Annotated in this window: 9 protein-coding genes; 7 read left to right on the top strand and 2 right to left on the bottom strand. The window is 74.1% G+C overall.

Annotation, left to right across the window (positions count from 1 at the left end; translation table 11 throughout):
- Position 1: 1 nt before the first annotated feature.
- Positions 2–886, top strand: a complete 885-nt coding sequence (locus tag ACZ6ZT_RS23930; protein ID WP_469721905.1) for an oxygenase MpaB family protein — start codon at positions 2–4, stop codon at positions 884–886.
- Positions 887–932: 46 nt separating this feature from the next.
- Here the strand turns inward: ACZ6ZT_RS23930 and ACZ6ZT_RS23925 are convergent, their stop codons facing one another.
- Complete coding sequence (locus ACZ6ZT_RS23925; RefSeq protein WP_469721904.1) at positions 933–2,438, bottom strand: M1 family metallopeptidase; 1,506 nt, start codon at positions 2,436–2,438, stop codon at positions 933–935.
- 324 nt (positions 2,439–2,762) lie between these two features.
- Between ACZ6ZT_RS23925 and ACZ6ZT_RS23920 the strand changes: the two genes are divergently transcribed.
- From ACZ6ZT_RS23920 to ACZ6ZT_RS23900, 5 genes are all read left to right on the top strand, one after another.
- Entirely contained in the window at positions 2,763–3,626 is an 864-nt protein-coding gene (locus tag ACZ6ZT_RS23920; protein ID WP_469721902.1) for an SCO6745 family protein, read from the top strand.
- A 78-nt stretch (positions 3,627–3,704) separates the two neighbouring features.
- Entirely contained in the window at positions 3,705–6,227 is a 2,523-nt protein-coding gene (locus tag ACZ6ZT_RS23915) for a Tex family protein (RefSeq protein ID WP_469721901.1), read from the top strand.
- A 307-nt stretch (positions 6,228–6,534) separates the two neighbouring features.
- On the top strand, positions 6,535–6,987 hold the full coding sequence (locus ACZ6ZT_RS23910; RefSeq protein ID WP_469721899.1) for a hypothetical protein: 453 nt from the start codon (positions 6,535–6,537) through the stop codon (positions 6,985–6,987).
- Entirely contained in the window at positions 6,977–8,176 is a 1,200-nt protein-coding gene (locus tag ACZ6ZT_RS23905) for an MAB_1171c family putative transporter (protein WP_469721898.1), read from the top strand. The genes ACZ6ZT_RS23910 and ACZ6ZT_RS23905 overlap by 11 nt, the downstream gene beginning before the upstream one ends.
- Positions 8,177–8,184: 8 nt before the next feature.
- Positions 8,185–8,970 carry an SDR family NAD(P)-dependent oxidoreductase gene (locus ACZ6ZT_RS23900; protein ID WP_469721896.1) on the top strand — a complete coding sequence of 262 codons (786 nt, stop codon included), beginning with the start codon at positions 8,185–8,187 and terminating at the stop codon, positions 8,968–8,970.
- A 31-nt stretch (positions 8,971–9,001) separates the two neighbouring features.
- Here ACZ6ZT_RS23900 and ACZ6ZT_RS23895 read toward each other — a convergent pair whose 3' ends face one another.
- On the bottom strand, positions 9,002–10,639 hold the full coding sequence (locus ACZ6ZT_RS23895) for an ABC-F family ATP-binding cassette domain-containing protein (RefSeq protein WP_469721895.1): 1,638 nt from the start codon (positions 10,637–10,639) through the stop codon (positions 9,002–9,004).
- Positions 10,640–10,742: 103 nt separating this feature from the next.
- On the opposite strand from ACZ6ZT_RS23895, the gene ACZ6ZT_RS23890 reads away from it, so the two are divergent.
- A complete protein-coding gene (locus tag ACZ6ZT_RS23890; RefSeq protein WP_469721893.1) occupies positions 10,743–11,702 on the top strand; it encodes a GlxA family transcriptional regulator in 960 nt (319 codons plus the stop codon).
- Positions 11,703–12,040 lie beyond the last annotated feature (338 nt).

Here is a 12,040-nt window from a genome sequence, read left to right as displayed (position 1 = left end):
GATGAGCACGCACACCGCCAGAGAGGCCGCCGCACGCGGCCACGACCCCGAGCCGCCCCCGCCCGGCGGAGTGCTCTGGACCAACGCCGGGGACATCCGCTCGCTGCTCACGCTGCCCGCCGCCTTCACCCTCCAGGTCGCCCACCCCGCCGTCGGCGCCGGCGTCGACCGGTACTCCGTCTTCCGCACCGACCCCTGGGGCCGCGGCGAACGCTCGCTGCGCTCGGTGATGCTGTGGGTCTACGGCGGGGAGCGGGCCGCCGAGGAGGGCCGCCGGGTGCGCCGGCTGCACAGGGAGATCCAGGGCACCGACACCCGGGGACGCCGCTACCACGCCCTCGACCCGGCCTGCTACGCGTGGGTGCACGCCACCGGCTTCCCCGTCGCCCTGTACTCCGGGCGCTACCTGTTCCGCCGCATCACCCCGGCCCAGGAACGCCAGCTGTACCGCGAGTGGCTCCAGGTGGGCCGCGTCCTCGGGCTGCGCGACCGGGACATGCCGCAGACCGTCGAGGAGTTCTGGCCCTACTACCACCGGATGCTGGCCGAGGAGATCGAGCCCACGAAGGTGGCCCGCGAACTGCTCGCCACCGAGACGGACGTACCCCGGCCCGACGCCGCCTCCCCGGCCGTCCGGCTGCTGCTGCGGCTGACCTGGCCGCTGCTGCGCACCGCCTACCTGCGCTTCCGGGCCTTCGTCACCGTCGGGTACCTGCCGCCCGACGCCCGGGCCGCCCTCGGCCTGGAGTGGACCCCGGCGCAGGAGCGCCGGCTCCGGCGGCTCAGTACCGCCCTGCGGATCCTCGTACCGCTGCTGCCCGAGCGGCTGCGCTACCTGCCGCTCGCCCGTACCGCCCGGGCACGGCACCGCGCCGGCGCCCGCTGAGGGGCACCGGCGCGGGCGTGGTCCCGGGCGGGACTCCCGGCAGGGGTCAGTGCGCGTGGACCGAGTTCGTCGCGGCGATCTTCTTCCAGGACTTCGGCTCGACGGCGGGCTTGGCCGGGGCCTGGGCGCGGGCGCCCGGGGCCTTGGCGGCGGCCGGCGGGGCGAAGGCGGGCTTGCCCGGGGTGTAGAGCCAGGTCTCGAAGAGCTGCGCGAGCGGCTTGCCCGAGACCTTCTCCGCGTACCGGACGAAGTCCCCGACCTTGGCGTTGCCGTAGGCCCGCTCGGTCGGCCAGCCCTTGAGGATCGCGAAGAACTTCTCGTCGCCCACCTCGTTGCGCAGCGCCTGGATGGCGATGGCGCCCCGGTCGTAGACGGCTCCGTGGAACTGGTTCTCCGCGCCCGGGTCACCCGGCTTGACCTGCCAGAACGGGTCCTCGGCGGGCCGGGAGGCATAGGTCCAGTCGGCGAGCTCCTGGGCCGTGCCCTCGCCCTCCTTCTCCGACCACAGCCACTGGGCGTAGCGGGCGAAGCCCTCGTTGACCCAGATGTCCTTCCAGTTGTTCACGGACACGCTGTCGCCGTACCACTGGTGGGCCAGCTCGTGCACGACCACCGAGACGTTCGCCCCGTTCGCGAACTGCTTGGGGCTGTAGAACGGCCGGGTCTGCGTCTCCAGCGCGAAACCGGAGGGCACGTTCGGGACGTAGCCGCCCAGCGCGTTGAACGGGTACGGGCCGAAGACGCCCTCCAGCCACTCGGCGACCTCGGTGGTGCGCTCGACGCTCGCGCGCGCCGCGCCGTCGTTGTCGCCGAGGTCCCTGCTGTACGCGTTCAGGACCGGCAGGCCGCTCGCCGTCTTGTCGGTGGTGATGTCGAACTTGCCGATGGCGAGGGTGGCCAGGTAGGTGGCCTGCGGCTTGTTGGAGCGCCAGTTGTAGCGGGTCCAGCCCAGCTTCGAACTCTGGGACTGGAGCACGCCGTTGCTGATGGCCTGCGTCCCGTCCGGCACGTTCACCGACACGTCGAAGGTGGCCTTGTCCAGCGGGTGGTCGTTGCTCGGGAACCACCAGGCCGCCGAATCGGGCTCCTGTGCCGCGACGCCGCCGTCCGGCGTGCGCTGCCAGGCGGACCAGCCGTCGACCTTGAACTCGGACGGCTTTCCCGCGTACTTGACGACGACGCTGGCCTGCTTGCCCTTCTGGAGCGGCTGGGCCGGGGTGATTTCGAGCTCCTGGGTGCCGGAGGTGGCGAACTTCGCCTTGACCCCGTTGACCCGGACCTCGCTCACCTTGAGGCCGAAGTCCAGGTTGAAGCGGGAGAGGTCCTGGGTGGCGGTGGTCAGCAGGGTGGCCGTGCCCTCCAGCAGGTCGGTCCTGGGCTGGTACTGGAGGCGCAGGTCGTAGTGGGAGACGTCGTAACCGCCGTTCCCGCTGGCCGGGTAATAGGGGTCGCCGATCCCCGGCGCGCCCGGACCGGCACTGGCCGCCGAGGCCGGGATCACCAGCAGCAGGGAGGCGGCGAGCACGCTCGGGGCGATGACTTTGCGGCGCACGAAGAGCTCCAAGGGGTAGGGGAGACAGATCGGTTCGAGGTCTCGTCTCGGTTCTAGGTCTCGTCGTTCGACCGTATTCACCCCTGGCCCCTCCCGTCATGTCCATGGCCCCTCCTGTCACACGATCGCCATCCGGCCGCAAAGGAACCGGCGGCGGACGCCCCTCCCGCCCCGTCGCCGCCACGTCCGGGCGCGCCGCCGGGCCGTACGGAGGTCCGGGCCGGGCGGGGCACATTGGCCGGATGGCGCCGCTCCGCGGGCCACCGGCGCCGCCCGCCGTTCCCGGGGCAGACGGCATACCGAGCAGTCGGTAACCTGCGGCGCATGACGCTTCCCCCGCACGCCGCCCGCCGCGCCTGGCACACCGCCATCAACCCCCTCCACTCCACGATCTACTTCTCGCCCGACCTCGCCACCGAGTTCGCGGCCCTCGGCGTCACCCACCGGGTCGCCGTCAACCTCGCCAGCCGCTCCGCCGCCCTCGGCGCCGTCGGCCCCGGCGCGGTGACCGCCGCCTTCTACAACTACCGCCACGACTACGTCGCCCGGCACCTCCCCGCCGTCTGGGACACCCTCACCCCCGCCCAGGCCCTCGCCGCCCGGCTGCGCGCCGCCGACACCACCCTGCGCCGCCTCCTCGGCCCCGAGACCATCGACTCGCCCGAGCTCGCCGAGGCCGCCGCCCTCGCGATGCGCGCGACCGAGGGCTGCACCCGCTCCGGCCGCGTCCTCTACGCCGCCCACGCCGACCTCCCCGTCCCCGAGGAGCCGCACCTGCGCCTGTGGCACGCCGCCACCCTGCTGCGCGAGCACCGCGGCGACGGCCATGTGACCGCGCTGCTGTTCACCGGCCTCGATCCCGTCGAAGCCCTGGTCAGCCATGCCGCCACCGGTCGCGGCATGGCCCCGAAGTGGGACAAGGCCATCCGCGGCTGGGAGCAGGACGACCTCGACGCCGCCGCCGGCCGGCTGCGCGCCCGCGGCGTCCTGGACGCCGACGGGGAGCTCACCGAGGAGGGTCGGGCCCTGCGCGAACGGCTGGAGAGCGAGACCGACCGCCTCGACGCCGGCCCGTACGAGCACCTCGGCGCCGAAGGCCTCGCCCGGCTCCACGAACTGGGCGGCCGGTTCGTCGGCCAGGCCCTCGCCGCCGGCGCCTTCCCCCGGGACCTCACCGCCAAGGCCTGAGGGGCTCCCGCCGTCCGCCACCGCCACCTGCCACAATTGGCAGCCTTCCACGCAAACGAAGGCAGGCGGGACCGCACAGTGACGATGTCCATCGAAGGCAGGATCGCCGAGGAGCTCGGCGTACGGGAGCGGCAGGTCAAGGCCGCCGTCGAGCTGCTCGACGGCGGCTCCACCGTGCCGTTCATCGCGCGCTACCGCAAGGAAGCGACCGAGATGCTCGACGACGCCCAGCTGCGCACCCTGGAGGAGCGGCTGCGCTACCTGCGCGAGCTGGAGGACCGCCGCGCGGCGATCCTCGAATCCGTCCGGGAGCAGGGCAGGCTCGACGACGCCCTCGCGGCCCGGATCAACGCGGCCGACACCAAGGCCCGGCTGGAGGACATCTACCTCCCCTTCAAGCCCAAGCGCCGCACCAAGGCCCAGATCGCCCGCGAGGCCGGCCTGGAGCCGCTGGCCGAGGGCCTGCTGGGCGACCCGTCCACCGACCCGGCCGCCGCCGCGGCCGCGTTCGTCGACGCGGACAAGGGCGTGGCCGACCCGGCCGCCGCCCTGGAGGGCGCCCGCGCCATCCTCACCGAGATGTTCGCCGAGGACGCCGACCTCATCGGCGACCTGCGCGAGCGCATGTGGAACCGCGGCCGCCTCGCCGCGAAGGTCCGCGAGGGCAAGGAGGAGGCGGGCGCCAAGTTCGCCGACTACTTCGACTTCGCCGAGCCCTTCACCGCCCTCCCCTCCCACCGGGTGCTCGCCATGCTGCGCGGCGAGAAGGAGGACGTGCTCAGCCTGGACCTGGAGCCCGAGGAGCCGTCCGAGGTCCCCGGCCCGTCCACGTACGAGGGCATCGTCGCCCGCCGCTTCGGCATCGCCGACCGCGGCCGGCCCGGCGACAAGTGGCTGGCCGACACGGTCCGCTGGGCCTGGCGCACCAAGATCCAGGTCCACCTGGGCATCGACCTGCGGACCCGGCTGCGCGCCGCCGCCGAGGACGAGGCCGTACGGGTCTTCGCCGCCAACCTGCGCGACCTGCTGCTCGCCGCTCCCGCCGGCACCCGCGCCACGCTCGGCCTCGACCCGGGCTTCCGGACCGGTGTCAAGGTGGCCGTCGTCGACGCGACCGGCAAGGTCGTGGCCACGGAGGTGATCCACCCGCACGTTCCCGCCAACAAGTGGGACGCCTCCCTCGCCACGCTCGCCCGGCTGGCGAAGGAGCACGCGGTCGAGCTGATCGCCATCGGCAACGGCACCGCCTCCCGCGAGACCGACAAGCTGGCCGGGGACCTCATCACCCGCCACCCCGAGCTGGGGCTCACCAAGGTGATGGTCTCCGAGGCCGGGGCCTCGGTGTACTCGGCCTCCGCCTTCGCCTCGCAGGAACTCCCGGACATGGACGTGTCGTTGCGCGGCGCCGTGTCCATCGCCCGCCGCCTGCAGGACCCGCTCGCCGAACTGGTCAAGATCGACCCGAAGTCCATCGGCGTGGGCCAGTACCAGCACGACCTGTCCGAGACGAAGCTCTCCCGCTCGCTCGACGCGGTCGTCGAGGACTGTGTGAACGGTGTCGGCGTCGACGTCAACACCGCCTCCGCGCCGCTGCTCTCGCGGGTGTCGGGCATCAGCGGCACCCTCGCCGAGAACATCGTGACCCACCGCGACTCCCACGGCCCCTTCCGCAGCCGCAAGGGCCTCAAGGACGTGGCCCGGCTCGGCCCGAAGGCGTACGAGCAGTGCGCGGGCTTCCTGCGCATCCGCGGCGGCGACGACCCGCTGGACTTCTCCAGCGTGCACCCCGAGGCCTATCCGGTGGTCCGGGAGATGGGCAAGACGGCGGGCACCGAGGTCGCCGCGCTGATCGGCAACTCCGGCGTGCTGCGCTCCCTGCGGCCCGAGCAGTTCGTGACGGAGGCCTTCGGCCTGCCCACCGTCACCGACATCCTGCGCGAGCTGGAGAAGCCGGGCCGCGACCCGCGCCCCGCCTTCAAGACGGCCACCTTCAAGGAGGGCGTGGAGAAGATCGGCGACCTGGCCCCCGGGATGATCCTGGAAGGGGTCGTCACGAACGTGGCCGCCTTCGGCGCCTTCATCGACATCGGCGTCCACCAGGACGGCCTGGCGCACGTGTCGGCCCTCTCGAAGACCTTCGTCAAGGACCCGCGCGACGTGGTGAAGCCGGGTGACATCGTCCGGGTCAAGGTCATGGACGTGGACATCCCGCGCAAGCGGATCTCGCTGACGCTGCGGCTTGAGGACGAGGCCGGGGCCGACCGGGCCACGGGCGCCCCCCGCCAGCGCGAGGAGCGCGAGGAGCGCCGGGGCGGCGGCCGTCCCCCGCAGCAGCGCGGCGCGGGCCAGGGGCAGGGCCAGGGCCAGCGCGGCCAGGGCCAGGGCCAGGGCCAGCGCGGCCAGGGCCAGGGCCAGGGTCAGGGTCAGGGCCGGCGCGGTGGCGGCGGTCAGGACGGACGCCGCCAGGGGCAGCAGGGCCAGGGCGGCCAGGGCGGCGGCGGGCAGCGCCCCGGTGCCCCGGCCCCCGCCAACAGCGCCATGGCCGACGCCCTGCGCCGGGCCGGCCTGACCGGGCCGCAGGAGGGCCGCAAGCGCGCGTAGGAGGCCCGGCGGAACGCCCCGTTCCGGGTAACCGGAAGGAGTGGCCGGATCGGCACCCCCGCAGGGCAACCCGCCTTGCCACCAAGGCAAACGATCTGTAGGCATGGTGGAACGCCCGTTCGCACGCGCGGACGGGCTTCCGCTTTTCCACCCCCGGGACCCCCACTCCCGAGGCCTCCAGGCACAGGACGCCATGCCGATGCCCACCCACACCTACCGACGCTGCCCGAGAAAGGGACCCCAGAGGGAACACATGCCCCACCGGAATCTCAGCCTGCGCAAACGGTGCGAGTTGATTCTCGGTCACATGGATCTGACGCACCCGTTCTCCCTCGACGCGCTGTGTGCGCGGCTGGCCGAACAGCGCGGCCGCCCGATCCGGCTGCACCCGCTGCCCAGGGAGGCCGCCGAATCCGGCATCTGCGGGCTCTGGGTGGGCACCGAAACGGTGGACTACGTCTTCTACGAGACCCAGACCACCCCCCTGCACCAGGAGCACATCGTGCTCCACGAGCTCGGCCACATCCTCTTCGGCCACCACTCCGTCGAGGGCGAGGAGAACGACGGCCGCGCGCCCGTGATCCTCGGCCGCACCAACTACACCACCCGCCAGGAACAGGAGGCGGAGATGCTCGCCAGCATGATCCGCATCCGGACCTCCGGCAACGGCCACCCGCACCCGGCCACCGCGCCCCGGGGCGCCCTGGCCCGCCTGGAGTCCGCCATGGGGTACGAGCGGGGTCCGCGCGATGGCGGCTGAGCTGACCGCCCTCGGGGACTGGCTCGCCGTCCCCAGCGTGGTGTGCCTCTGGGCCGCCGTCCTGCTGCGGGCCCCCGGCGCCCTGCGCTCCCCGCAGCAGCGCGGCCTGTGGTTCGCCGTCGCCACCGCCGCCGCCGCGATGACCCTGAACCTGCCCGACGTCGTCGCGTACGCCACGAGCCGCACCCCCGGCTACGCCCATGCCGTCGCCCTCGTCCGCAACCTCATCGGGGTCCTGTCGGCCGGCGCCGTGCTCTACTTCGTCGCCGCCGCCACCCGAGGCCGCCGCCTCCAGCGCGCCGCCTGGGCCGGCACGGTCCTGTGGCTGAGCGTCCTCGTCGCCCTGGACGCCGCCGCCCCCGCCCACGGCGCGCACACCATCCCGCCCACCGGACCGCCCGTGCCCTCGCTCGCGTACTGGCTCGTCCTGATCTCCGCCCACCTCATCGCCAACACCGTGTGCGTGTACGTGTGCTGGCGCTACAGCCGGTACGCCGAGAGCCGGGGCCTGGCGGCCGGACTGCGGCTGTTCGGCCTGGGCACCGCGCTGGCCGGCCTGTTCTGGTTCGCGTACCTGCTCAAGGCGCTGTTCGGGAGCAGCTGGGCCATGCCCGCCCTGCCGCTGATGATGAACCTGCACGGGCTGCTGCGCGCCGCCGCGATCCTCGTGCCCACCCTGTTCACGCTGCGCCGCGCCGGCGCCGACATCGCCACCGCCTGGCGGCTGTGGCCGCTGTGGCGGGACCTGGTCCAGGCCGTTCCGCACGTGGTCCTCTCCGAACCCCGGACCGGGCGGGTGCTGGAACTGCTGTGGCCTCCCGTACCGCGCAACCTGCTCGTCTACCGCAAGGTCATCGAGACCCGCGACGCGATCCTGATCCTCGGGGAGTACGTGTCCCCGGACGTGCCGGACCGCGCGCGCAGCCACGTCGCCGGGAGCCGGATACCCGAGCGGCGGCGCGCGGCGGCCGCGCTGGCCTGCGTACTGAAAGAGGCGCGGCGGGCGAAGCTGGCCGGACGGCCCGGACAGCCGGGCCAGGCGACCTCACTGGACCTGCCGTCCGCGATGCAGGCCGGCGAGGAGGGCGGCGGGCTGGCGGAGGAGACCCGCTTCCTGGTGGACGTCGCCCAGGCCTACGCCTCCCCCGAGACCCTCGCCTTCACCACCACGCCGCCGCACCGGAAGTGAGACCCCCCTTGCCCACCACCGTTCTGATCACCGGCGCCAGCGCCGGCCTCGGCGCCGCCTTCGCGCGCGGCTTCGCCGCCAAGGGCTGCGCCCTCGTCCTCGTCGCCCGGGACAAGACCCGGCTGGAGGCCCTGGCCGAGGGGCTGCGCCAAGAGTTCGGCACCCCCTGCGAGGTGCTGGCCGCCGACCTGCTGGACCCGCAGCGGTGCGCCGCCGTCGAGGCCCGGCTCGCCGACCGGACCCGGCCGGTGGACATGCTGGTCAACAACGCCGGCTTCGGACTGCCCGCGCCCTTCCCGTACAGCCCGGTCGCGGACGAGGAACGGATGCTCGACCTGCTCGTGAAGGTCCCGCTCCGGCTCACCCACGCCCTGCTGCCCGGCCTGCGCGAGCGCCGCCGGGGCGCCGTGCTCAACGTGGCCTCGGTCGCCGGACTGCTGCCCACCGGCACCTACGGGGCGGCCAAGGCCTGGATCACGGCCTTCAGCGAGTCCCTGCGGGTGGACATGGAGCCGTACGGGGTCCGGGTGCTGGCCGTGGTCCCGGGCTTCACCCGGACCGAGTTCCAGCAGCGTGCCGGGATGGACGTCAGCGCCCTGCGCGACGCGGTGTGGCTGGAGCCGGACGCGGTCGTCGCCAAGGCGCTGCGCGACCTGGCCCGGCGCCGCCCGCTCAGCCTCACCGGCCGCCACTACCAGGCGTACGCGCTCGCGGTCCGCCACCTTCCGCGCGGATTCGTGGCCCGGAAGATGGCCCGCACCCGCAGGGCACCGGCGCAGGCGCGCACCGACTGACCGGCGGACCGGAGCCGGCCCGTCACCCGCTCTACAGCTCCGTGACCCTGCCGTCCGCGACCTCCAGGCGGCGGGTCACCTGGACGGCCTCCAGCATCCGGCGGTCGTGCGTGACCAGCAGCAGGGTGCCCTCGTAGGACTCCAGCGCCTCCTCCAGCTGCTCGATGGCGGGCAGGTCGAGGTGGTTCGTCGGCTCGTCCAGGACGAGGAGGTTCACCCCGCGCCCCTGCAGCAGGGCCAGCGCCGCCCGGGTGCGCTCGCCGGGGGAGAGGGTGGCCGCCGTACGCAGCACGTGCGCCGCCTTCAGGCCGAACTTGGCGAGCAGCGTACGCACCTCCGCCGGCTCGGTGTCCGGGACGGCGGCGCAGAAGGCCTCCAGCAGCGGCTCGTCACCGAGGAACAGCCCGCGCGCCTGGTCCACTTCGCCGACGAGCACGCCCGAGCCGAGCGTGGCGGAGCCGGAGTCCGGGGCGAGCCGGCCCAGCAGCACGGACAGCAGGGTGGACTTGCCGGCGCCGTTGGCCCCGGTGATCGCGACCCGGTCCGCCCAGTCGATCTGCAGACTGGCCGGGCCGAAGGCGAAGTCGCCCCGCTTGACGGCCGCTTCGCGCAGCGTGGCGACGACCGAGCCGGAGCGCGGGGCCGCCGCGATCTCCATGCGCAGCTCCCACTCCTTGCGCGGCTCGTCGACGACGTCCAGCCGCTCGATCGCGCGCTGGGTCTGGCGGGCCTTGGCGGCCTGCTTCTCGCTGGACTCGCCGCGCAGGTTCTTGCCGATCTTGTCGTTGTCGCTCGCCTTGCGGCGGGCGTTGCGCACGCCCTTGTCCATCCAGTTGCGCTGCATCTGGGCCCGGCCCTCCAGGGCGGCCTTCTTGCCCGCGTACTCCTCGAACTCCTCGCGGGCGTGCCCCCGGGCGCGCTCGCGCTCCTCCAGATAGGACTCGTAGCCGCCGCCGTAGAGGTTGATCTGCTGCTGCGCCAGGTCGAGTTCGAGGACCTTGGTGACCGTCCGGGTCAGGAACTCGCGGTCGTGGCTGATGACGACCGTGCCGGCGCGCAGCCCCTTCACGAACTGCTCCAGCCGCTCCAGACCGGCCAGGTCCAGGTCGTTGGTGGGCTCGTCCAGGAGGAACACGTCGTACCGGGACAGCAGCAGCGAGGCGAGACCGGCGCGGGCCGCCTGGCCGCCGGAGAGGGCGGTCATCGGCAGGTCCAGGCTCACGGCGAGACCCAGCTCGTCCGCGACCTCCTGGGCGCGCTCGTCGAGGTCGGCGCCGCCGAGGTTCAGCCAGCGGTCGAGGGTGTCCGCGTACGCGTCGTCCGCGCCCGGGGTGCCGTCGACCAGGCCCTGCGTGGCCTCGTCGAGCGCGGCCTGTGCGGCGGCGACGCCGGTACGGCGGGCGAGGAACTCGCGCACCGACTCGCCGGGGCGCCGCTCGGGCTCCTGGGGCAGGTGGCCGACGGCCGCGCCGGGCGGGGAGAGCCGCAGGTCGCCGGTCTCCGGGGCGTCCAGGCCGGCGAGCATGCGCAGCAGGGTCGACTTCCCGGCGCCGTTGACGCCGACGAGTCCGATGACGTCGCCGGGCGCGACGACGAGGTCGAGATCGGCGAAGAGCGTGCGCTCACCGTGCGCGGCGGTGAGGTTCTTGGCGACGAGGGTTGCAGTCATGATGCCCCGATCCTATCCGCGCGCCGCCGTCCGCCCGGCCGTGGCCGGATAGGTGGGATGCCCGTCATTGCGGCCATGGCGGGCCGCGTCACACCATGGAGGCATGCCACTGCGAAACGTACTGGTCGTCCTCTACGCCGGGGTGCAGAGCCTGGACGTCACCGGGCCGGTCGAGGTGTTCGGCGGGGCCGCGCGCTGTCCGGGCGGCGGGGACGGGTACGCGATCCGGACCGTGTCCCCGGGCGGGGCGCCGGTCCGCACGAACAGCGGGCTCACCCTGGTCCCGGACGGGGACCTGGAGAGCGCCCGGCCCGGCCCGGGCACCACCCTGCTGGTGCCCGGCGGACAGTACCGGGGCGACTTCGAGCCCCGGCTCACCGACTGGCTCCGCGCGTACGGGAGGCGCGCGGAACGGCTGGTGTCGGTGTGCACCGGGGGACTGCTGCTGGCGGAGGCGGGGCTGCTCGACGGGCGCCGGGCGACGACGCACTGGAACGCGTGCGAGGCGATGGCGCGGGACTACCCCCGGGTGACGGTGGAACCGGACCCCATCTACGTACGGGACGGACCCGTCTCCACCTCGGCCGGGGTCACCGCCGGGATCGACCTGGCGCTGGCGCTGGTGGAGGAGGACCTCGGGCGGGACGTGGCGCTGCTCATCGCCCGCCACCTGGTGGTGTTCCTGCGCCGCCCGGGGAACCAGGCGCAGTTCAGCGCGCAGCTGGCGGCGCAGACGGCGCGGCGCGAGCCCCTGCGGGACGTCCAGCAGTGGATCACCGAGCACCCCGGCGGGGACCTGAGCGTGGAGGCCCTCGCGGCGCGCGCGGCGCTGTCGCCCCGGCACTTCGCGCGGGCCTTCCAGGCGGAGACCGGGGTGACGCCGGGGCGGTACGTGGAGCGGGTACGGGTGGAACACGCGCGCAGGCTCCTGGAGGAGGGCGGGGGAGGCGTGGCCCAGGTCGCCCGCGCCTGCGGCTACGGCACCCCGGAGGCCCTCCGCCGCGCCTTCACCCGCCACCTGGGCCAGCCCCCGACGGAATACCGCCGCCGCTTCGGCCCTTAGCCTCCGGCGGGCATCCGGAACGCCGCTACTCCGGGCCACCGGATCTCCGGTACTCCGGTACTCCGGTACTCCGGGCCACCGGGTCTCCGGGTCTCCCGGCCGCCGGGTCTCCGGAACGCCGGGCCGCCGGGCCACGGGCCGCCGGGCCACCGGATCTCCGGTACTCCGGGTCTCCGGGTCTCCCGGCCGCCGGGTCTCCGGGTCTCCGGAACACCGGGCCGCCGGGTCTCCGGGTCTCCGGGCCACGGGTCTCCGGGCCACGGGCCGCCGGGTCTCCGGGCCGCCGGGTCTCCGGGTCTCCCGGCCGCCGGGTCTCCGGGTCTCCGGAACACCGGGCC

Source organism: Streptomyces sp. NPDC102258 (assembly GCF_055584685.1).
Note: the sequence above shows the minus strand (reverse complement) of the source record. Positions and strands in the feature narration are given on the sequence as shown.

Bases quoted from the DNA above. Each gene is read 5' to 3' on its own strand.
- ACZ6ZT_RS23930 (WP_469721905.1), top strand. From the start codon at position 2: ATGAGCACGCACACCGCCAGAGAGGCCGCCGCACGCGGCCACGACCCC.
- ACZ6ZT_RS23905 (WP_469721898.1), top strand. From the start codon at position 6,977: ATGGCGGCTGAGCTGACCGCCCTCGGGGACTGGCTCGCCGTCCCCAGC.
- ACZ6ZT_RS23895 (WP_469721895.1), bottom strand. From the start codon at position 10,639: ATGACTGCAACCCTCGTCGCCAAGAACCTCACCGCCGCGCACGGTGAG.
- ACZ6ZT_RS23920 (WP_469721902.1), top strand. From the start codon at position 2,763: ATGACGCTTCCCCCGCACGCCGCCCGCCGCGCCTGGCACACCGCCATC.
- ACZ6ZT_RS23890 (WP_469721893.1), top strand. From the start codon at position 10,743: ATGCCACTGCGAAACGTACTGGTCGTCCTCTACGCCGGGGTGCAGAGC.
- ACZ6ZT_RS23910 (WP_469721899.1), top strand. From the start codon at position 6,535: ATGGATCTGACGCACCCGTTCTCCCTCGACGCGCTGTGTGCGCGGCTG.